The 20,195-nt window shown below is 49.4% G+C and carries 20 protein-coding genes; 6 read left to right on the top strand and 14 right to left on the bottom strand.

Annotated elements, in window-relative coordinates; genetic code table 11:
* Nucleotides 1-13: 13 nt before the first annotated feature.
* The gene (miaA, locus tag F566_RS0118345; RefSeq protein WP_020408480.1) at nt 14-958 is read left to right on the top strand and encodes a tRNA (adenosine(37)-N6)-dimethylallyltransferase MiaA; all 945 of its coding nucleotides are present in this window, start codon (nt 14-16) and stop codon (nt 956-958) included.
* Nucleotides 959-978: 20 nt separating this feature from the next.
* Here miaA and F566_RS0118340 read toward each other — a convergent pair whose 3' ends face one another.
* The gene (locus F566_RS0118340) at nt 979-1,428 is read right to left on the bottom strand and encodes a CopD family protein (protein ID WP_020408479.1); all 450 of its coding nucleotides are present in this window, start codon (nt 1,426-1,428) and stop codon (nt 979-981) included.
* Nucleotides 1,429-1,498: 70 nt separating this feature from the next.
* Between F566_RS0118340 and F566_RS0118335 the strand changes: the two genes are divergently transcribed.
* Nucleotides 1,499-2,296 (top strand): methyltransferase domain-containing protein, encoded by a 798-nt coding sequence (locus F566_RS0118335; RefSeq protein WP_026180123.1) that lies wholly within the window; start codon nt 1,499-1,501, stop codon nt 2,294-2,296.
* Nucleotides 2,297-2,357: 61 nt separating this feature from the next.
* Here the strand turns inward: F566_RS0118335 and cmoB are convergent, their stop codons facing one another.
* On the bottom strand, nt 2,358-3,332 hold the full coding sequence (gene cmoB, locus F566_RS0118330; protein ID WP_020408477.1) for a tRNA 5-methoxyuridine(34)/uridine 5-oxyacetic acid(34) synthase CmoB: 975 nt from the start codon (nt 3,330-3,332) through the stop codon (nt 2,358-2,360).
* Nucleotides 3,333-3,528: 196 nt separating this feature from the next.
* Entirely contained in the window at nt 3,529-4,278 is a 750-nt protein-coding gene (gene cmoA, locus F566_RS0118325) for a carboxy-S-adenosyl-L-methionine synthase CmoA (protein WP_020408476.1), read from the bottom strand.
* A gap of 541 nt (nt 4,279-4,819) precedes the next feature.
* Here cmoA and asnS point away from each other — a divergent pair.
* Nucleotides 4,820-6,217 (top strand): asparagine--tRNA ligase, encoded by a 1,398-nt coding sequence (gene asnS / locus F566_RS0118320; RefSeq protein WP_020408475.1) that lies wholly within the window; start codon nt 4,820-4,822, stop codon nt 6,215-6,217.
* A 72-nt stretch (nt 6,218-6,289) separates the two neighbouring features.
* On the opposite strand, the gene F566_RS0118315 is transcribed toward asnS, so the two are convergent.
* Nucleotides 6,290-6,706 carry a nuclear transport factor 2 family protein gene (locus tag F566_RS0118315; protein WP_020408474.1) on the bottom strand — a complete coding sequence of 139 codons (417 nt, stop codon included), beginning with the start codon at nt 6,704-6,706 and terminating at the stop codon, nt 6,290-6,292.
* 13 nt (nt 6,707-6,719) lie between these two features.
* Entirely contained in the window at nt 6,720-7,715 is a 996-nt protein-coding gene (locus F566_RS0118310) for a zinc-binding dehydrogenase (RefSeq protein WP_020408473.1), read from the bottom strand.
* 393 nt (nt 7,716-8,108) lie between these two features.
* Here F566_RS0118310 and F566_RS0118305 point away from each other — a divergent pair, with 393 nt between their 5' ends.
* Nucleotides 8,109-9,770: an FAD-dependent oxidoreductase gene (locus tag F566_RS0118305; protein WP_020408472.1), complete on the top strand. Its 1,662-nt coding sequence runs from the start codon at nt 8,109-8,111 to the stop codon at nt 9,768-9,770.
* Between the two features lie 89 nt (nt 9,771-9,859).
* Here F566_RS0118305 and F566_RS0118300 read toward each other — a convergent pair whose 3' ends face one another.
* Together F566_RS0118300 and F566_RS0118295 are read right to left on the bottom strand one after the other, a co-directional pair.
* Nucleotides 9,860-10,792: an SMP-30/gluconolactonase/LRE family protein gene (locus tag F566_RS0118300; RefSeq protein ID WP_157496883.1), complete on the bottom strand. Its 933-nt coding sequence runs from the start codon at nt 10,790-10,792 to the stop codon at nt 9,860-9,862.
* Complete coding sequence (locus F566_RS0118295) at nt 10,785-11,513, bottom strand: HAD family hydrolase (protein ID WP_281169115.1); 729 nt, start codon at nt 11,511-11,513, stop codon at nt 10,785-10,787. Before F566_RS0118295 ends, F566_RS0118300 begins: the two co-directional genes overlap by 8 nt.
* Nucleotides 11,514-11,659: 146 nt before the next feature.
* Between F566_RS0118295 and F566_RS33380 the strand changes: the two genes are divergently transcribed.
* On the top strand, nt 11,660-12,517 hold the full coding sequence (locus F566_RS33380; RefSeq protein WP_020408469.1) for a LysR family transcriptional regulator: 858 nt from the start codon (nt 11,660-11,662) through the stop codon (nt 12,515-12,517).
* Between the two features lie 114 nt (nt 12,518-12,631).
* Here the strand turns inward: F566_RS33380 and F566_RS35615 are convergent, their stop codons facing one another.
* The 4 genes from F566_RS35615 to F566_RS0118270 all read right to left on the bottom strand — a co-directional run bounded on the left by F566_RS35615 (nt 12,632) and on the right by F566_RS0118270 (nt 16,663).
* Nucleotides 12,632-13,228 carry a hypothetical protein gene (locus F566_RS35615; RefSeq protein WP_020408468.1) on the bottom strand — a complete coding sequence of 199 codons (597 nt, stop codon included), beginning with the start codon at nt 13,226-13,228 and terminating at the stop codon, nt 12,632-12,634.
* 101 nt (nt 13,229-13,329) lie between these two features.
* Nucleotides 13,330-15,021, bottom strand: coding sequence for an FAD-binding protein (locus tag F566_RS0118280; protein ID WP_020408467.1), 1,692 nt, complete (start codon nt 15,019-15,021; stop codon nt 13,330-13,332).
* Between the two features lie 20 nt (nt 15,022-15,041).
* The gene (locus F566_RS0118275; protein ID WP_020408466.1) at nt 15,042-15,803 is read right to left on the bottom strand and encodes an AfsA-related hotdog domain-containing protein; all 762 of its coding nucleotides are present in this window, start codon (nt 15,801-15,803) and stop codon (nt 15,042-15,044) included.
* 419 nt (nt 15,804-16,222) lie between these two features.
* Nucleotides 16,223-16,663, bottom strand: a complete 441-nt coding sequence (locus F566_RS0118270; RefSeq protein ID WP_020408465.1) for a hypothetical protein — start codon at nt 16,661-16,663, stop codon at nt 16,223-16,225.
* A gap of 412 nt (nt 16,664-17,075) precedes the next feature.
* Here F566_RS0118270 and F566_RS0118265 point away from each other — a divergent pair, with 412 nt between their 5' ends.
* Nucleotides 17,076-17,456, top strand: coding sequence for a DoxX-like family protein (locus F566_RS0118265; RefSeq protein ID WP_020408463.1), 381 nt, complete (start codon nt 17,076-17,078; stop codon nt 17,454-17,456).
* Nucleotides 17,457-17,479: 23 nt separating this feature from the next.
* Here the strand turns inward: F566_RS0118265 and F566_RS0118260 are convergent, their stop codons facing one another.
* The 3 genes from F566_RS0118260 to F566_RS0118250 all read right to left on the bottom strand — a co-directional run bounded on the left by F566_RS0118260 (nt 17,480) and on the right by F566_RS0118250 (nt 20,041).
* Nucleotides 17,480-18,307, bottom strand: a complete 828-nt coding sequence (locus F566_RS0118260) for a substrate-binding periplasmic protein (protein WP_020408462.1) — start codon at nt 18,305-18,307, stop codon at nt 17,480-17,482.
* A 105-nt stretch (nt 18,308-18,412) separates the two neighbouring features.
* Nucleotides 18,413-19,213: a substrate-binding periplasmic protein gene (locus F566_RS33370; protein ID WP_020408461.1), complete on the bottom strand. Its 801-nt coding sequence runs from the start codon at nt 19,211-19,213 to the stop codon at nt 18,413-18,415.
* Between the two features lie 72 nt (nt 19,214-19,285).
* Nucleotides 19,286-20,041, bottom strand: coding sequence for a substrate-binding periplasmic protein (locus tag F566_RS0118250; RefSeq protein ID WP_020408460.1), 756 nt, complete (start codon nt 20,039-20,041; stop codon nt 19,286-19,288).
* Nucleotides 20,042-20,195: the final 154 nt, after the last annotated feature.

Below are 20,195 nucleotides of genomic sequence, written 5' to 3'. Positions count from 1 at the left end.
TGTGGTCCAGTCTATGTCACCTTCATTGATATCCTCCGAATCAGTATTAACATCTGCCACTTCGGTGATTGTCCTGGGCGCCACTGCCACAGGTAAGACCCGCTTGGCTGTTGAGCTTGCCCGTCGTTTATCCGGAGAGGTGGTATCGGTGGATTCACGACAGGTTTACCGTGGCCTCGATATCGGCAGCGGCAAGGACCTGCAGGAATATGGCGATACCCCCTATCACCTGATCGATATTGTGGAACCGACCACAGAGTTCAGCCTGTTTGATTTTCTTTGTGCAGCCCGGCAAACCCTGAATGACCTGTCCAAAAGAAGGAAACTACCTATATTTTCCGGCGGTACGGGGCTATTTCTGGATGCTTTGATTCGTGGTTATGCGTTGCAGTCCGCGCCGAGAAATGAGGGATTACGAGCTGAGTTGAGCGAATTGACCCAGACCCAGTTGAATGCCCGCCTTGAAAGCCTCAAACCCCTGCACAATACAACAGATACGCAGGATCGCGAGAGGACAATCCGTGCCATTGAAATCGCGGAAGCTGAAGCGCGGGGAGAAACCGACGTCATACAGGTTGACCTCAATCCTGTGATCGTCGGCCTTCGCTGTGAGTCTGAAGTGCTGCGGAACCGGATTGAGAAGAGGCTTGCTGCACGCCTTGATGAAGGCATGGTGGACGAAGTGAGGGGGCTGCTAGAGTGTGGTGTCAGTCACCAGCAACTCTATAATTTCGGGCTTGAATATCGCTTTGTGTCTGATTACCTGAAAGGGGAACTCAATTTCAATGATATGAAGCAGAAGCTCGCTTCAGCCATCTACCAGTTTGCCAGACAACAGATTAAGTGGTTTCGTCGTATGGAGCGGCGCGGAACCAGTATTCAGTGGTTTGAATCCGGTCAGGTTGACACCGAGACAGTGGTGAATGTGGTTTCCCGGCAGTTGTCGCTGCCGGGTTGAGTGAGTAGAGGTGTCGGAATTCAAACCGGCCATTTTCCGGCTGCAAAGAGGACGATGAGACCGCCCAGGATCAGGTTGGTGGCGACAGCAATTCTGATTTGATTCAGTCCAACTGCTGCTTCTTTCCAGAGCTGTTCCAGTGATCTTGTTTTAAGCATGCGGAATGGAAAGAAGAACACGAGTGCGAAAATAACCGTCATGATCAATCCAAGGCCCATCATAATGTGGACGTAAAGCGGCATTGTCTCTCCCAGCATACGCATCATGCTGAGTCCGCTTATCCAGAGTATAATGATGGCGATCCACACCCAGCGAAAGAAGTGAGTCAGCACTTCTGCCCACAGAGGAAGTCTCTGCGGAGGCTGTAGTAGTTGACCTGCACTGGGACGTAACGAAAAATAAGCGAAGAACATGCCGCCCAGCCATACTATCGCGGCCATAATATGCAAAATAATGAGTAGTCTATACACAATAGATCCTTTTGTTTATGCACCCCAAGTGCATCTGAATGCATCTTGAAACAGGATGTCGGAAATCACCGTGAAAGACCAGAAAGTAACGTCACATGGACAAAATTTCAATGAACTGAAATCCAGGTTTCAGTCCAATATTTATGGCACTCCGAAAGGTAAATTAAGGCTGGATCTGATTCAGGAGGATTTTGAACTCTATTTTGTTCCCGAGGTGGCTGAGAAGAAACTTCGGGTGCTGGATGTGGGATGCGGCGATGCCATATTCAGCATGAGGCTGGCAAACCAGTGCCACCAGTTGACACTGACGGATATATCCACTGATATGCTGGATGCGGCGGCTGGACGTGCCAAGTCTGAAGGCGTATCAGAAGAACGTTTGACTTACCATCAAGGACCCTTGCAGGAAGTATTGCCCGCTATTTCTTCATCTTTTGATCTGGTCATTGCTCACGCGGTTCTGGAGTGGGTCGATGAGCCTGCCGAAGCGCTTGCACTGATTGCTTCAAAAGTCGCACCTGGCGGTTGGCTGTCTCTGGCATTTTACAATGAGAACGGTCTGACCTACAGAAATCTGTTACAGGGTAATTTCAAGAAATTGAAGAAAGGGGACTGGGATCAGCGAAAGGGAGGACTGACACCACAAAACCCAATTCCTCCGGATCTTGTCTATGACATTCTACAGGAAGCGAACTTTGAGCAGGTATGCCGGCGTGGGATCAGGACCTTTTATGATTTTATGCAACGCCACGTAAGAGAAGGGCGAAGCTATGAGGATGTTCTGGAAATGGAACGTCGATATTCCACCACAGAGCCTTTTCTTTCCATTGCCCGATATATTCATGTGCTATACCGGCGCCCGGACTGAAAGCCCCGCCTGGGAAGCCTGTCTCAGGCGGGGCTTTGACCAATCGTCAGATTGAATCGCGTCAAGACGGTTTGTCGGCCACTAATATGGCTCGGCGGGGAGCAGGATAACCTTCAATGGTTTTGCTGAGATCATTCGGGTCCAGGAAATCCTTCAGAGACTGGAAGGTCATCCAGTCGGTTTGTCTTTGTTCTTCCAGAGACGTGTCGCTTTCATCAACAATTCTGACATTCACGAAACCGCAGCGCTCAATCCATCGTTGAGTGGCCTTGGCGCTGCCAATGCTCCAGACATTGCGCATCTGTGCATAACGGTCACTCGGTGTCAGCACGGTGTTCTCGTCACCGAGGATCACCAGCGTTTCCAGTACCAGCTCACCACCGGGTTTCAGCGTGGCTTTCAGTTCATCAATATGGTCGAAAGTTGAACGCCTGTGATAGAGCACCCCCATGGAAAAGACGGTGTCAAATGCCTGCATATTCTGGGGCAGGTCTTCTGATCGCAGAGGCAGGTAATGGATCGGTGCTCGGGGTTGGTACTTTTTGACTGCCTGAAACTGAAACAAAAACTTGGGAGAGGGGTCGACTCCCAATACAAATCCGGCTCCGTCGCCGAGCATGCGCCAGCAGTGATAGCCACTGCCACAGCCAACGTCCAGAACAAATCGACCCTGTAAAGGGGAGATGTGCGGCGCCAGGCGCTGCCACTTCCAGTCTGAACGCCATTCGGTGTCGATAAACTCACCAAAGAAATTGAACGGACCTTTGCGCCAGGGATGTAGCCCGCGTAGGCCAGCGATCATTTGCTGATGTTGATCAGGTGTCAGATCCGTTTCTTGACCAATCATCAGAGTATCGGTTGAGCAGTTGAACACAGAGGGGGAGGCATCCGGGAGCTGTCCGAAAGCCTTCTTCCAGGCAGGCATATCTCCATGATCCCGCTGGAAGCGGACATCAACCGCCTGGCGGAAGGCTTCCAGGTGTTTATCCAAACGGTTGTGGGAAATGTGCTGATAGAAATCGTCGAAAAAATTCATGGTCAGTGTATCTGTGTTTAACTTTCAAAATTCGCGTGTTGTTGAAACTGGTCTCTGAGTATGAGACCCCCTGCTTCTGTTTTTTGAGCTCCTGCGTTTTTTCGAGCCCAAGCGTTTGTGATATCCCGCTATTTTATAAAACCGGCCATATTCAATAAGATCGGCCGGTTTTAAAAGTTATTCGTATTAAAAAGCGCTACCTGATCGCCAGAAAGGAGACAAAATTAAAACACTGGTACCACACGGCGGCTCGGCTAAAGCCGGCGTCTTTCAGGCGGTTCAGATGTGTTTCAACCGACTCAGGTACCAAAACGTTTTCAATCGCCGCCCGTTTCTGGGCGATTTCCAAGTCACTGTAGCCCCGTGACCGTTTGAAATCGTGGTGCAGTTCTGTCATCAATGCCTGGCCTTCCGGGTTGTCGAAGATAATCTTTTCCGACAGCACCAGGGCACCGCCTGGGAGAGTTCCCGCAGCGATACGTGTAAGCAATGGAAGACGTTCTGCAATGGGGATGAACTGTAGAGTAAAATTCAGTACCACCATGGAGGCGTTATCAATAGGCGTTTCCTCCAGTCCTTGACAGTTAAGCTCTGTTGGAACTTGACTGGGCACCCTGGCAAGATTGACCTGGCAACGCTCTATCATGGCTTCAGAATTATCCACGCCAATCACCTGGTATTCCCCGGGTTTGCCTCTGGAAGAGTCATCAAGACTGCAGCGCATGGCCAATGTGGAGGCACCCAGGGAGCAACCCAGGTCATAAAGTGAGGAGCCGGATTGTGCGAAGCGACGGGTAATGATGCCCAGCATTTCCAGCGTCATGGCATAGCCGGGCACTGAACGGTTGATCATGTCCGTAAAGACGTGCGCCACTCGCTCGTCGAATACGAAACTTTTCACCTGATCCAGTGGATTGGCATATATCTGGTCTTGCTGATCGGTCATCGGTTTGTCACTCCTCGTCCAGCCGCGCATTGTACCTTCATGTTGAAATAATAAGTAGCCGCTAATTGTGATGCAGATGTCAGTGCGGTGTAGGTGACAGTGCGGACTTTTGCTAGACTTGGTGTCCTTACAGAATACTAGGGTCTGTTGACGTTTCATATGATGCTCATGGAGAACCTGAAAGCAGGCCAGTCGAGGCGCGAGAAGTGAAGTTTAGTCATTCTAAATAAACGCCGAGCAACAATGAGGGGCCTGCTTTCAGGTTCTCTACCCACTGAAGGGGCACTAGCCCGCAGGGCTGGGCCACATTTTGCCCTCTGCGGTATTGTCGATCGTTTGTGTAGAATGACTACACTGCACTCTCTCCGCTTTGCAGAGAACAAAATGTGACTCCAGCATGTGCATCATATGAAACCTCAACAGACCCTAGCCCATTCGAGAGGCTGCAGGAGGGCCGGTGACAGGCTTCCGGTGTCCCCAAAAGGGAGCAGAACCTCGATCGGGATGATCCAATCACAATCTTGGCAAAAGAGAATTTCAGATGTCTTATCATCGTATTGCGGACTTGTTGTCCAAAAAAGAAGCCACCGGCACCAAAGTCGTTGTAAAGGGCTGGGTAAGATCCCGGCGTGACTCCAAAGCCGGCATGTCATTTCTGCACGTACATGACGGATCCTGCTTTGACCCCATTCAGGCGGTTATCGACAAGGACATACCTGGATACCAGGAGAATGTTCTCCACCTGACGACGGGGTGTTCAGTGATCGTGGAAGGAGAGCTCGTGGAATCGCCGGCGCAAGGCCAGGCCTGCGAGATTCAGGCTACCTCGGTAGAGGTTGTTGGCTGGGTCGATGATCCGGAAACCTATCCCATTGCCAAGAAGCGCCATACCCTGGAATTTCTGCGGGGTGTCGCACATCTTCGTCCGCGTACCAATGCAATCGGTGCCGTGACTCGGGTCAGAAGTACTTTGTCCCATGCCGTGCACGATTATTTCTATAAAAATGGTTTTCAGTGGATTAATACGCCCATTTTAACCGCCAGCGATTGTGAAGGTGCCGGAGAACTGTTTCGGGTCAGTACACTGGATTTTGCCAATCTCCCCAAAGGCCCTGGAGGAGAGGTGGATTTCCAGGAAGATTTCTTCGGTAAGGAAACCTTTTTGACAGTTTCCGGGCAGTTGAACGTGGAGTCCTATTGTCTGGCCATGTCCAAGGTGTATACGTTTGGTCCTACCTTCCGTGCGGAGAATTCCAACACCAGCCGGCATCTGGCCGAATTTTGGATGATCGAACCGGAAATCGCGTTTGCCGATCTGAATGATAATGCGGATCTGGCTGAGCACTTCCTCAAGTACTTGTTCAAAGTGGTGCTGGAAGAACGCAGTGACGACATGTCATTCTTTGCCCAGAGGATCAATCCGGACGTCATCAGCCGGCTTGAGAACATTGTGAATAAGGAATTCGTGCGTATGGATTATGGCGAAGCCATCAAGATTCTGCAGGCTTCCGGCCAGTCCTTCGAATATCCGGTCACCTGGGGTCTGGATCTGCAGTCTGAGCACGAGCGTTACCTGGCTGAGAAACATGTTGGAGCGCCAGTCATCATCAAGAACTACCCCAAAGATATCAAAGCATTCTATATGCGCCTCAATCCTGATGAGACGACTGTTGCGGCCATGGACGTACTGGCACCGGGTATCGGGGAGATTATCGGAGGCAGCCAGAGGGAAGAGCGCCTTGATGTCCTGGACTATCGCCTGGGCAATATGGACCACAAAGAAGATTTGTGGTGGTACCGAGACCTGCGCCGTTATGGCACCGTTCCACATGCCGGGTTCGGATTGGGCTTCGAACGCCTGATAGCGTACGTGACCGGGATGGAGAACGTTCGCGATGTGATTCCTTTCCCAAGGGCACCGAAGAGCGCTCCGTTCTGATCAGCGGCTGCTGATAATAAGCGCCGCGGATATGCCTGTGGACCAAGAGGTCCACAGGCTGTTTCATTATATTTATTTGCTCTCAAAAGCTTCCGCTACCGCAAGGGAGTCGGAATAGTCCCAGAGTTCTGTGATTTTTTCGTTTGTTATATGGAATACCAATGCCCATTGACTGGTGAAGGGCTTATTGGTTTTTTTTACCAGTGCTTTTTCCTGCCCGAGTACAACAACGTGGTTTTCAGAGGGAAGATAGGTTTCCGGGGAAAACTCATCGATATCCAGATGCTCATCGACAACCTGCAGAAACTCCATGAACTTATCCTTGCCCTGCCAGGAACCCGCGAAAGGTATATGGCTGGAGGAAGGGAACCGGTAATGAATATCCGGTGCCAGGAGGCTTTCAATGGTCCCAAGATCTTTTCTGGAAAAAGCCTCAAAGAAGCCTTTGATCAGGTCAAGGTTGGTTGCTGAAGATGATAGCCTTTGCATACTGAGCTCCCGATCAGAAGTTCGATTCCAGGACAATCTTTCCTGTGTGAGATTTGGTTTCCATATAGGCATGGGCCTCTGCCACTTCGGTAAATCTGAAGCGGTGGGAATCCACCAGCAGGTGAAGCTGTCCTGAGTCGACCAACTGGGCAATCTCGGTCAGTATCATGCCGCGGTCATCTCCCCCGATACCGGTGATAATGGGGAGCAATATATTGATCAGATCGATTCGGGTACTTTTGATATAAGCCTGCGTCAGATCGTGAGTGCCGGCAGCGACCAGACTGCAGAGTCTACCCTGAGGGCCGATCACCGACTGGGCCTGCTGGAACATGGCGTCACCCACGGTGTCCACCACCACATTGAATCCGTGGGGAGCATTCACCCGCTGCAGTGCGTCTTCGAAGGATTCTTCCCGGTAATTGATATAATGATCAATACCCCAGTCCTTAATTCGTCCCCATTTGGCTTCAGAGCCAACAGTCACGGTGACTTCAGAACCACGCAGCTTGGCAAGTTGAGCGGCAATGTGGCCAACGCCACCGGTACCACCGATGACCAGCACCTTGTCATCCCGACTGACGAGGGCGCGTTTGGCAATAACTTCCCAGGCTGTCAGGGCGACCAGCGGCAGGGCGGCGGCTTCTGTGAATGAGAGCTTCTGAGGCTTTTTGGCAACGAACTTTTCGGGCACTGCCATATGTTGCGCCAGCGCTCCCTGAATCCCCGCAATGCCACCGGCACAGGCAAAAACTTCATCCCCCGGGCTGAAGTTCTTGACAGCCCGTCCAGTCTCCACAACAACGCCTGCTACGTCAGAGTTCAATACCGCCGGCATATTGGGACAAAGCTGCGGAAACGCGCCCTGACGAAGTTTAATATCTATGGGGTTTACACTCGATGCCAGGACTTCGATCAAGAGATCGTGATCACCTATCTGAGGTGGCTCTATATCAACGGTTTTGAAAACGTTGTTAGAGCCAAAGTCGGTCATGGCGATAGCTTTCATCGTTATTATTTCCTTCCATTGGTTGAAAAATTGAAGAGCTGTGACGTGAGGCTCGTTCAAGGTCATCATAGATAGAATCAACCGACGCTGGATAATATGAAGTTCTGATACCCTATGAAGGCTGAATCTATGAGTCTGGCACAGCTATATATCGGCCTGCTGGTGAAGGAAATTCGAACTAATGTTATTTTTTTCAATAACCTATGCACACCAATAAAGTGATATAAAGACATTTTCTGTTTGTGCGATGAGAGTTGAAAGTCGTCTAAATTTGAACTGGCCGTTAGTTGGCAGCGTTATGGCATTGCATAGTTGAGGAAATGTTCAGTAAGCTTTCCAGCGACGTGAGGTTTAACAAGGTTTTGTTTGTCAAAGAAAAAGGAAACAACCTCCATGAACCAGACCATATTGATTGTCGGTGCCGGACCAACAGGCCTGCTGATGGGTTGCCATTTGTTGCGACAAGGTGTTGATGTTCGCGTGATTGAAAAGCGGGCGACCTCAATTTCCCACTCGAAGGCCCTGACGATTAACTGTGCTTCATTAAAACTGCTGCATGATCTTGGTGTCAGCGATTCGATTCAACAAACCGCTCAACGTGTGGACGATATCTATGTTCACTGGCAGGGGCGGGATTTTCTGCATATTGATTTCCGTCATGTGGACGAGCATTTCAATTATCTCGCCATGCAACCCCAGCCAGTGACAGAGCAGGCAATACTGAAGCAGTTCGAAGCTTTGGGCGGTGAGGTTGATCGTGAGGTTGAACTTGTCGATATCATCGAAAACAACTCCGATTACGTCAGTGTTCGCCTGCATCATGTTAAGGATCAGACAGAGGAAATCTGCAGTTTTTCCTATCTTGTCGGGTGTGATGGCGGCAAGAGTAGGGTCAGAGACGAACTGGGCTTTTCCTTTACCGGGCTGAACTACGACATGTATTTCATCCTGGCCGATCTCTCTGTGGATTGGGATGGGCCCAGAGACAAGGTGCATTACTTCGTTGAGGAAGATTGTTTTCTCATTCTGATTCCGCTTACCGGTGATAAACATCGGATTGTGATTAAGGTGGATGGCGAATATCAGGAGGAGGGCGATACGCCGCCGCTGGAGCTGTTTCAACAATATGCGGCCAGGATCGGGCCTGCCGGCATGAAACTGCATGATCCCATCTGGATTTCGAGTGCACCTTTCTACAATCGGATTACCAGTGACAATGTCAGTGGTCGATGTTTTCTGGCTGGGGACGCTAGCCATTTGTTCAGCCCGATCGGCGGCCTGGGGATGAATACGGGCTTGCAGGATGCTGCTAACCTTGCCTGGAAACTGGGTCTCGTGATGAAAGGGAGAATGAATCCTGCCGTGCTGGAAAGCTATCGTGATGAGCGCCTATTCATGGCCGGGCAGCTTTTGGCCCACACTGACCGCTCAACCCAATTGATTTCGCGCCTGAACCCGGATGTCGAAGCTCTGGAGCCGCTGTGGCCGAAAATGTCGAATCGACGATTCTTTCGATACGGAATGGCGCAGCAGACTGGGGGCACTTCCCAGTTTTATCATCTCAGTGATTTCGTCAGGGATGACCGTAACCAGGCAATCGGACAAAACATTCAACCAGGCCAGATGGCGCCTTTTGTAAAAGAGATTACCTATGGACAGAAGTCTGTAGACAGCCAGGAGTTCTATGGCCGGGGAGCATTAAGCATACTGTTGTTCGCGGACACGGGTGATACAAAAATGCTCGCAGAGCTGATGGATGCCTTACCGGATATTAGTCGGGAGTATCTGCGTATATTTGTCATTACTGAAAAGCCGGTAGTATCTGACGTTATTGTGGAAGCCGTCGACTTGATTGTTGATGCCGGGCAGAAAATAAAACGAGCCTATGATGCCAGGGACGGGGATATGTTCATGATCCGGCCGGATTTGTATATTGGCTATGCTGGCAACATGAATTTCCTTAATTCGATCAAGATCTATTTCCAGCGCTATTTTGCGCCGCTGCAGCATTCCGTAGAAACGACAGAGCGGCTGGTTTCAGAAAATGTAGAGTAAACCCACTGATTCTATCAGGGCCCCAGTGGCTGGAATACCAGCTTCTTGAGGCCCTGACGGGAATTCATGATGATTCAGAAAAAGTTACGTCAGAACCGGTATTTGTAGGCAACGACCTGATTCGACAGCATGAGAGGAATGACCACTGTAGACTGCGTTTCCACAACCGTGAGGTCCGCTGACCCTTGCTCCAGTTGCAACACCTGTTGGCCTGAGCCGTCGGCCGAGACGTGCAGAAGAGATCCCTGCATCCAGTCTGTGGCGAAGAAACTCCCGTTTGAGAGCCTTTCCAAACCATCAAGATTTCCCAGGCTGTTGCCTTCTCCCAGTGATCTTAACTCGCCGGAGCTGATGTCCAATGCTTTGACATGTCCTGGAACTTCGGTGTTGAAACCGTCGGTCAGATCGCCCCATGAGGCAACATACAATCTGTTGTCATAGGCATAGAGGCCATTTGGCGTCTGCAAATCTGCACTACTCAGCAATTGATCGAGTTGGTTGCCCCTGATGCGATACAGAGTATTATCCAGCACATCACTGACGTAGACTGTGCCGTCTTCTGACACGGTAACATCGTTGAGAGATTTGGCTCCTTCAACGATAAAAAACCGCTGTTGACTGACATCTTCCAGATTAATGAAGCAGACCCGGTTAATATCGGTGACGACCAGCTCATTGTTGGTTATCGTCATACCTTTGGGGGCGTCCAGTCCGGTGATCCATTCAGGGTTCACCAGTTTGCCGTCTGCTGAGACAATAGCGATCCCACCTTTGCCGTCATGAGCGAGGGGATCGCCCGCCATGTTGCTGACGTAGTAACGGGAACGGATCGGATCGAAGATAACGGATTCAGGCTGCTCCAGTCCCTCTGTCAGGCGCCAGATTTCAGTCACTTCCGGAGGTGCTGAGAGACTGAGAAACGAGAAAGAAAACGCAGTGGCGAACAAGGTTGAGTGACTGAAGATAGCTCTAAACATGATGCTTCTAAACGTGATGGTTCTAGACGTGATGGTTCTAGACATGTGTGGGTTGCTCCTTATTCTCTGCATACCATGCATCCGTGTTATGTACCCATAAAAGTGACCAATCACGGTCATCTGCGATCGTCTCAAGTTCAGGATCTCCGCTGACCACAACCGGATGGCCGACCATTTCCAACATCGACAGGTCGCTGATGTGATCGCCATAGGCGTAACATTGTTCAAGACTGGCGGGCACTTTTTGATGTTTGAGATAGCGGGATATGGCTTTGGCTTTGCCTTCGCTGATGATCGGCCCATGCTCCAAAGCGCCTGTGACCGTATCTCCATGGCAAGTCAGTTCAGCGTACAGGGCATCTTTGATTCTGTAGTCTTCGCAGAATCGGCGCAGCAGCGGCCACATACTGCCTGTCACCAACACAACGGTATCACCCATGTAGCGGTGTTGTTCCAGTATTCGAATCGTGTGAGTGATCAGCCGGTGACGCTTATTGATAATTTCCTGCTCATACCATTCATCACCAAGTTCAAGTAGCTCTGTGTAAGAAGATCCTGCAAAGTGCTGGTAATAAAGGGTGTTAAGATCAGATCTTGCACAGCCCTGAGTCTGTAGTCTGCTGGCCTTGCTCATGAATTCGTCATAAAAGTGACACGATTTAAATTTTATTTTGGAATAATATTCCAAAAAGCTGAGCATGCTTTTAATATTGATGAGAGTGCCGTCGAAATCAAAAAAAGCATAAGAATGTGGCTGTCGGTGCACTTGTGGTTGAAATATCCCGCTCACGTTGCCTCCTTGGTAAACGTAGTAAGGTATTTTGATTTTATGGAAAGACTATGGTTTGTCCGAAATCGTTTTTGACAGGATGGGCTATAGGTACTGACTTTGGATAGGTTAGGAGTTTTGCCATGGATATTCGCTCACTACGATACTTTGCTGCTGTGTTTCAGGAGAAAAACCTGAGTTCTGCGGCCAAGGTCTGCCACATCTCACAACCATCGATTTCTGCTGCAATCACCCAACTGGAAAGTTCGATGAATGTGAAGTTGTTTGTCAGACACAAGAAGGGAGTTACCCCCACAGATTCAGCCAAAAGGCTATACCCCATTGCCAAACGGCTGGTGTCAGAAATGCACTCACTGAAGAACCTGTTTCAGGAAGAGGAGGATTCACACAACATCACCCTGGGCGTGATGCCCTCCCTGGACCTTGATATGGTGTCTATCTGGCTTAAGCACTGGTTGGCCAACATCAAACATCTGGACCTGACTCTGGTGGATTATCCGGGTGACAAGTCTGATGCCAATATCGTATCCGATCACCTGATACGACCCAATGATGTCTTTATCACGCTGTGGCGTGAGGAATACGTCCTGGTGGCGCCGAAGAACCGCTATATCAACCTGCCTGAGATGGTCACCATCAGGGACATCAATGATTTCCCGTATATCCAGCGCAAACCCTGTGAGCTGGATCCGGTGATCAAAAGCATCATGATTCGTGACAACGTACAGGTCAGGATCAAAGCTTCTGTCAGTAGTTCTGAATGGGCTATAGGCCTGGTGAAGTCAGGGCTGGGAGTCGCCATTGTGCCGGAAAGCAGCGTTGGGCGTCATGATGATGTTACGGTACATCGGTTTAGTAACGTTGATTTTCAGCGGCGCATCGGTCTGGCTTACCCGGAAGACACACCGGTTTCGCAAACACTGCAGCAGGTCATTTCTTATTCTGGCGGGGTGGAGGAGTTTGAAATGAAAAGAGCCTGATATTACAGGCTCTGTGAAAAGTGGATTCGTGAGCAAGCCCACTTTTTGTCTTCAATTGTCAGTTCAGGTAGTTGTCAATTGTCAGGCCAGGGATAAAACTCCCTGACTTCAGCCTCAGTTTTCCGTGCTTTCGTAGTACTTGATGGTCCACACAGAACCGGTATTAACCCCGGGAAGGCCCTCAGGGTTCAGCACGGAATTACTGGAAGCCATCCCGCCGACAATGTTGGAGTTTGCAGGAATGTTCACCATATTCAGGGTGCATCCTGTCAACAGAACCCCATCGATAGGCACATCTCCAGTAGTATTCTGACAGAGTCCGGCAGCGGTAAATGTCACGCTGGGAAGCTCAAACTTCAGATAGATAGGCAACAGACCGCCAGGCACCAGTTCGTCCGGGTCGATTTCAAGACAGGATGTGGCTGTTCCGATCTGCAGCAGTTTGTTATACATGAGCTTGCCGTTATGTATCCAGGTGTGCAGTGACCACAGGCTGGCGCCGAATGTTGCAGTTGTCTCAAAAGGCGCAGTAGCACAGAACTCCTCATCGGCAGGGACATTGGGATCGCTTTCAGAAGTAAAAATGAAGACGTTGCCCTGGGGGTTGGTACTGGAAGGAGGAGCCGCTGCCGCGCCGCTGGAAATTGTGGCAGCCATCAGGCAGGTTGCCAATGAGGTAAACAGGGGGGGGCGAGTAGGATGGTGTTTCATGGATGACCTCTTAATCTCAAAAGGGGTTAATTATTTTGTTTATAAAAAATGGCCCGGTCAGGGGATGGACACCAGGTCCTGACCGGGCCCAGAGAGTTGCGTTACCGCAATCCGATGTCCTCCGCCCAGTCATTGCTAAAGATTCCGGCGGGATCAAGCTTTACAGCTACGGCTTTGAAAGCCTCCAGATTGTCTCCGTACAGACCTTTTGCAACAGCTTCTTTAAACAGGGATTGTTTTGACTTGCCCCAATGAGGACGAGCACTGAAACGGGACATCAATTCACTGGCCAGGTTGTCGTAAGTAGCAGTGAACTCAGCGTTTTGAGCATCATCGAAGCCCTTGGGACGATAAACCAGAAACTCTAGGTTCAAGGCTGGCTGGTTTAGATTGAAGTCGCCGCCGGCGCTTGAATGTGCCATCAGCGAGGCGTCGTCAGAAGGAGAGAATCGCATGTAAACGGCACCAATCGGCAGGCTCAGGTGACGTTCACGCAGATAGTCGTTAATAAAGGCGACAGCTGCTTCCGCGTTCTGGTTCGGAACCGAGAAAGCGTAATCGGTGATAAAGTGCAGTACTGGGCTTGGAGTCGCTTCACCGCTGAGCATCATATGGGCCGGGCCTGTGGCCTCGTAAGTCTGGATGACGTCTCCGTTGCCATCGTGCTTCAACAGGTAGGGGCCACTGCTGTAGAGCTCATACTGGTACCACTCAGTTAAAGCCGCCACTGGTTTGTAGCAGGCACTCAGATGAATACCCTTCTGCAGACGATGAAGTAGCGCGAGATCGCCTCCCTGAGGTTTAAGCAGGACCGTTCTGGCGCCTGGGTCGGCTGGAGCGTCCGTTTCCTGACCACAGGCCCGGACGATTTTGCCAGTATGAGGGAACCAGGTGATACCACTGTAGTCGCAGTCATCAACCAGTCCACGGATACCTTCTCCAGCGAACAGGGCTTCTTCTGGTTTGGTGTCGATTTCCACGTGGAGATTAAAAGTAGGCTGAACCTTCAATCGAACTTTAGTCACTACACCCAGAAGACCAAGGTGAGCTCTCAGGGCTTTGATAATATTGGGATCTTTTGACTGGTCAGAGTACTCTACCAGATCTCCTTCAGAGTTAATGATCTCAACGCTGGCGACGTCATTCGAGAGAACGGCATTGTGCTTGTAGGAACCGCCGTGTGAGCCGGTGCCGATGACACCTGCGACAGTGGTCCGGTAGGGGGCAATCGTGCCGTAGCCGAGAGCGAGTCCACGGTCATAAAGCCACTCATTCAATGCTTTGAGTGTGACACCGCCGTCAACCAGAACGGTTTGTTCACCCTGGTACTGCTCAATGCCATGGATGCGATTGAGGTGGGTGGTGATAATGACGATACCGTCAGTACAGATGATCCTGGACATGGAATAGCGGCTGCCCAGAATCTTGACTTTCTGGCCCTTGACTCTGGCTTCCTGCATGATGTCGGCCATTTCCTCAAAGGAAGATGGCTCGTAGACTGCTTTGACTTCATCGCAGAAGGCTTGTTTGGTCCAGCCAATGACCGGTGCAGAGTTACAATCCTGCGGGCACATTGCAGCCGTCTCACCGTTGCCGGTTGCACAGACACCGTCACCGCAACTGGTAGCGATGTCAGTGCGAGGACAGTTGCCGTAGGTCGAAAAGAAGTCATTGGTGCTGTCGAGTAACTGTGCCAGCACCTCCGCACGGGTGGGAAATTCCTCTGAGGCCATGGCAAAGCTGCCGATTAAAGACAGCGATAATGAAAGAAGCAGTGTTTTTAGAATTTTCATTGAGCTTTCCTTTACAGGGTTCAGGCTGGTTCTAACTGTGAAGGTTGATACTGGTCGGCCAGACGTCTCGTATCTTCTGCCAGAAGACTCTCCAACGTCTGTGCTGCCATTTTTTCCTCTTTTCTGGCAATCAAGGATTTGTCATAACACTTGAAGACAATGCGGATGGTCGCTGTAGACTGGCCGTTCTGGATGACGTCCATAACATAATCACAGCTGTAGTTGCCGCGTTCATCCAACTCACAACGGTCCAAACGGCAATCAATATGCATGGCAAACGGAAAAGCAAAGCGATGAAAGTTTGCGTCCATTTGATTCAAAACGAAAAAATATGATCCTCGGGATTCCGCCGGGAAAATGTGGTCCTCTGTCACTGCAGTGACCATCTGGCGCGCAGCTTCCATGATGACCATTCCCTGAACGTGCAACCCGGTGCTGTGATCGCTGATTTCTGCACAGTTTCCGTCAATCAATACATTGCTGCGATAAAGCACATCCGAGACCTTCTGAGGTGCAGAAATCAGTATATTGTGAGATTTGTGCTTATGGGTTGCCAAAGAGCTGGCAAGTGGACGGGATTGGGTGGTATCTGCGGTGATAAATTTTAGAAAACCGCCTTCGTTCACTCTGTCCGCACCCTGTGCCATAACATAGGAGATTTCTTCATCAAGTGTCGAGCCTTCAGCCAGCTGCTTTTTCAGGTCTGATACTGTGATGATATTTCCCAGTCTCTTCATTTCCGCGAAGGGGTCTCCCACCACGTAGATAACTTTCTGATCCATGGCTGCAATTCCTTTGAAAAGATATGTTGAAAGTAAGTAAATCAAAATCGAGATAGTTGTTTGCGGGTAGTCAAACTGCCGGTTAACTGATTACCCTTATTGATGAGCCATACCACAGCAGACCAGGAGATGATCTTTCTGCAACGCTCAACAGCATGTTATGGGGGGGGAGAAAAAGGTTAAAGAATCTTTTGTCTTGGGGTGTTATCAGTTCCGTCTATAGTTGGAAATAAATTGGTAATGAAGCGAATTATATTTCTAAGTGTATGACGGATAAGAAATAAAATTGTTATGAGAGGAGGTCGTACGGGCGCGATTTTAAAGCGCCTGAAGAGCCAGGGAAATTGACCCGGCTGATAGAAAAATAACGGACAGACTAAGCTGCCCATTATTTACGATAAAAGTACTGGTAATGGGAATTACTGACGGGTAACCGAAAGCTTGACACCGCCACTGTTGTTCTTCTGGTTGCGGTCAAGGTAGGTGGCGTAGAGCTTGGTGGTCTTGGTGACCGATACATTCAATACATCATCATAGGATTGTAATGTGGCCCAGGATGCAGGCGGGGTCACACCGTTGGCATGTTTGGTGATTTCGCCGTCAAGAAATACCATGACAAAGGGCTCGGCGGGGAAGGTTGGGCCGTAGGAAAACTTTCCTTCAGTGATATTGATCAGGTAATGGCCGGGCTCCAGGGTCAATTGAGCGCCTTTGTTTAGGATTTCCTTGTAGTCGACGATGGAGGTGTTTTCGACGCCGTCAACGCTGAGGGTTTGTGTTTCGCTGTGGGCAAGGCCGGCCGAACCCAGCAGTAAAAGCATGCCGCCAATAAGAATTCCACGTATTTGGTTTGAGGTCATTGTGCTCTCCCTTTCATTGATTTTTCTTTGGTGGTAAGGCTGCCAGATTGAAAAAACTGAAAGCCTGACAGGTCTGAAGTCTAACCTGTTCACTAACTGAGGAGTCATCGTTTTTACCGGGGAACCTTATCGGCGAAAACTATAGCCCTTGTATGATGTTCTTAAATATGTCGTTGTATCTTTGATCGATAGAGTCAGGTTTCTATCGCTATACAAGAGATGGCTATACAAGAGATTGACGAAGAAATTTATATGAGACACCCTTTTGTGCCATCTATGAGGAATTCCAGATCCCTGAAGGTTTGCCTTGGTGAAATATTGATCTTCTGGGCGTGTCCACCAATAGCAGGTGTTTACAAGAAGTGGCGGCTTATGAGGACTGGAATCCTCATTATTCAGTTTTGAGGAATGTATGAATCATCATTTTTGGAGCCGTATTACTCTGGCATTTGTGTTTTTCTATCATGGACTGGTTCCAAAAATACTTTTCCTGAGCCCGGTGGAAGTGAGCATGATTGATGCTCACGGGATTAACCTTCCGGCCGAAGTGGTGGCAACTGTCGGCGGAGGGATGGAAATCGGGCTGGCCTTGCTTATTCTTTGGTTCAGGTATTCCAGGTGGCCGCTGATCATTGCCCTGGCAGCTTTGGTAATGTTGCTGCTGGATGTCATGATATTCAGCCCTGGGCTTTTGATTGAGGCATTTAATCCCCTGACAACGAACATAACAGCCATCGTTCTTTGTCTTATTGGGCTCTCAGGAGATCCACATCAGTCACGTCAAAAACAGTAGTCAGTCGAATCAAACATTTACAGTCAGCGGTACTTGTCCACTAGCCTGCTGTAGGTCTGATCGGATTTGAGCTGGTCCAGTGCTTCTTTGATCTCACGGACGTGCTCTTTGAGCAACGACTTGCGGGATAGGGTGATATAAGAGGTCTCTCCTGGAATAGTGTAGGGTGAAGCCAGAAACTGCAGTCCCATTTCTTTTTGCAGAGCCACTGCCAGAAGTTCCGGGATAATGACGGTATCCAGACGTCCAAATTCCAGCATTCGGAGTAGGTTTCGGTAGTTACTCCCTTCAATTTTTGTCAGGCTCTTATCCCTGTCAAAGCGGATAAAATAGACACTGCCGCGCAGTGTACCGATGTTTTTGTCTTTCAGGTCTTGATAGCTGTGTATCAATTGTTCCTGGCTTTTAACCAAAAACAGTTTTCTTTCCGGAGGAAATGCGGGAATTGAATAATCCATGAAAGCTTCCCGTTCCGGCCGACGGATCGGGCCAAGCATGATATCTGCCTGCCCGAACTCCATCATATGAAGTGCTCTGGGAAAGGGGACTTCCTCATAGATAACATGCCAGCGTAAACGGTCAGCCAGTGCGTTGAATATATCAATGTAAAGGCCTCCAACCTGTGAGTCGTCAATAATTCGGTAAGGTGGGGCATTATTTACTGCAACCCTGACCTGAATTTCAGGTGAGGTCTCTTCTGAACGAACCGACACAGACAGGAGTATGAGAAAGCAGAGGATTGTCAGATGAATTGGGCGGTAGAAAGATGCCCTGGCCGCCGGATTCAGAAACCCGACAGCCTTCCAGCTGTTTAAGGTAACGATAAGCGGTTGAATAAATGAAAGAATCACTGTCCTTAGCCTGACTATGAACTAAAGCCACCCTTAAAGTGAATAATAGTTCCCCCGCGGAAGTTTTGCACTCAAATTGTGATCTTTGTCACACGGGGGATGTAATCACTGTTGCCCGCCTGCTTGTGTGTAGAGTTTTTTCGGAGAAATGGATAACTGGGCAGGTGTCAGATTGTGGCGAAGTAATATCTCTTGTAATTCACCCATCATGTTCATTTCTCTGAGTGCCTCATTAAAATCATCAACAATGGTCTTGGGGGTTACAGCCCGTACAAAACCAATGTAATAAAGCAACTTCCGATCACTGTGGGCGTAGCGGATATTCGTCAGCGAAAGTTGCTGACGGATGTACATTCCAACACTTTTATTGGAATAGACGGCCTGAATTCTGTTGGCATTGAGTTTGCGAAAACCGTCGAGATCATCCGGCGACATTTCCATGGTCAGATTGCCAAGCTTTTTGGCGATTTGCGTTAAAGATCTGGATGTATTCGAAGGACCGAATACGCCAACCCGCAGATTGGCAAAGTCGTCTATCCGCTCGTAGTTACCAGTGTCGTTCAAAGGAACAAAAAAACCGTATTCAGTTGCGATAATCGGCTCTGAGAAATATAGCCAGTCTTCGCGCTCTGGATTCCGGCCGATCACAAACAGCCCATTGACTGCAGCGTCATGGGCGAGCTGCAGGGCTCGTCTCCAGGGGTAGAGTCTTACGCGACAATTGATCCTGGAAATTTCGCAGGCTCGACGAACGATCTCAACCGCGGGACCTCGGGCTCCGGTATCAGAGTCGACCTGAAACGGGCCGAAATCCTGCGTGACAAAGGACAATTCTGGTTGTGCCCTGACAGTACTGACGGCAATGCCAAGGATGAGGCTTAATAACGATAGTGCAATAAGTTTCATGCTCGTGACTCCCCATCCGAACTCGGATGAGTGTGATTGCTGATCTTATTTAAATTTTTAAAACCACAAAGACTAAGGCTGATCGGCTTCCATTGGGGAATCGATCCCGTACTTTGCCAGAATTTTCTGCGCTTCACCGGATTTATAGAGAGATTTCAGTGTTTTATTGAAATCATTGATCAAGCGGCGGCTGGTGTGATGTTTAACAAATCCGATGTAGTAATTAAGTGTCTTATGGCGCCATGCATAACGAACGTTATTGATTTTGAGTTGTTGCAATATCTCAAGCCCCACATCCCGGTTGGAATATACGGCATCAACCTTGCCATTACTGAGCATTTGAAAGGAAACCAGATCATCAGGCGCCATACTGATATTCAATGAAGGGACAGCCTTTTGAATCTTTTCCAGGGATCTGGAGGTATTGGATGGACCGAATACCCCTACATTGTGTTCCGAGAAGCTGGTCAGGGTTGTGTAGGATTTGCTATTGCTCTCCTGGACGAAGAAACCATATTGGGTCGTGATAATGGGCAGGGAATAATGCAGCCATTCACTTCTCTTCTCATTCCAGCCAATAACAAATAGACCGTCGACCTTTTTATCTCTGGCTTCTTTTTGGGCCTCTGTCCAGTCCATCAGATTGACAGAACAATTGAATCCGGCGGATTGGCAGATCAGGCTCACCAGTTCAGCCCCTGGGCCGGAAACGGTATTTTCCTGCAAATACGTAAAAGGGCGGAAGTCTTGGGTATTGAACGTGAGGCTGGCTGCCTGGGTGAGGGTACATGTTAAAAATAAAAGCGTGCCTATTGATAATCGTTTCATGGGGTTCTCCGGGTAAAGGTTATTTTTAGGGTCCCGTGAGGCGCCAAAGATGAGCTACAACTTTGATCGGCTCGCAGATTGTTGTGCAAGCCTTAGACCAAAGTCGAAGAAAGTGGGAAAATGCTCATGAGAACAAAGAGGTGTAGGTGTCTGG

It is taken from the genome of Hahella ganghwensis DSM 17046 (genome assembly GCF_000376785.1).
GTDB classification, from domain to species: domain Bacteria; phylum Pseudomonadota; class Gammaproteobacteria; order Pseudomonadales; family Oleiphilaceae; genus Hahella; species Hahella ganghwensis.
Note: the sequence above shows the minus strand (reverse complement) of the source record. Positions and strands in the feature narration are given on the sequence as shown.

Excerpts from the sequence above, each read along its gene's own strand:
- miaA (WP_020408480.1), top strand. The coding sequence starts at position 14 with ATGTCACCTTCATTGATATCCTCCGAATCAGTATTAACATCTGCCACT.
- cmoB (WP_020408477.1), bottom strand. The coding sequence starts at position 3,332 with ATGAATTTTTTCGACGATTTCTATCAGCACATTTCCCACAACCGTTTG.
- cmoA (WP_020408476.1), bottom strand. The coding sequence starts at position 4,278 with ATGACCGATCAGCAAGACCAGATATATGCCAATCCACTGGATCAGGTG.
- asnS (WP_020408475.1), top strand. The coding sequence starts at position 4,820 with ATGTCTTATCATCGTATTGCGGACTTGTTGTCCAAAAAAGAAGCCACC.
- F566_RS0118315 (WP_020408474.1), bottom strand. The coding sequence starts at position 6,706 with ATGCAAAGGCTATCATCTTCAGCAACCAACCTTGACCTGATCAAAGGC.
- F566_RS0118310 (WP_020408473.1), bottom strand. The coding sequence starts at position 7,715 with ATGAAAGCTATCGCCATGACCGACTTTGGCTCTAACAACGTTTTCAAA.
- F566_RS0118305 (WP_020408472.1), top strand. The coding sequence starts at position 8,109 with ATGAACCAGACCATATTGATTGTCGGTGCCGGACCAACAGGCCTGCTG.
- F566_RS0118300 (WP_157496883.1), bottom strand. The coding sequence starts at position 10,792 with ATGTCTAGAACCATCACGTCTAGAACCATCACGTTTAGAAGCATCATG.
- F566_RS33380 (WP_020408469.1), top strand. The coding sequence starts at position 11,660 with ATGGATATTCGCTCACTACGATACTTTGCTGCTGTGTTTCAGGAGAAA.
- F566_RS35615 (WP_020408468.1), bottom strand. The coding sequence starts at position 13,228 with ATGAAACACCATCCTACTCGCCCCCCCCTGTTTACCTCATTGGCAACC.
- F566_RS0118280 (WP_020408467.1), bottom strand. The coding sequence starts at position 15,021 with ATGAAAATTCTAAAAACACTGCTTCTTTCATTATCGCTGTCTTTAATC.
- F566_RS0118275 (WP_020408466.1), bottom strand. The coding sequence starts at position 15,803 with ATGGATCAGAAAGTTATCTACGTGGTGGGAGACCCCTTCGCGGAAATG.
- F566_RS0118270 (WP_020408465.1), bottom strand. The coding sequence starts at position 16,663 with ATGACCTCAAACCAAATACGTGGAATTCTTATTGGCGGCATGCTTTTA.
- F566_RS0118265 (WP_020408463.1), top strand. The coding sequence starts at position 17,076 with ATGAATCATCATTTTTGGAGCCGTATTACTCTGGCATTTGTGTTTTTC.
- F566_RS33370 (WP_020408461.1), bottom strand. The coding sequence starts at position 19,213 with ATGAAACTTATTGCACTATCGTTATTAAGCCTCATCCTTGGCATTGCC.
- F566_RS0118250 (WP_020408460.1), bottom strand. The coding sequence starts at position 20,041 with ATGAAACGATTATCAATAGGCACGCTTTTATTTTTAACATGTACCCTC.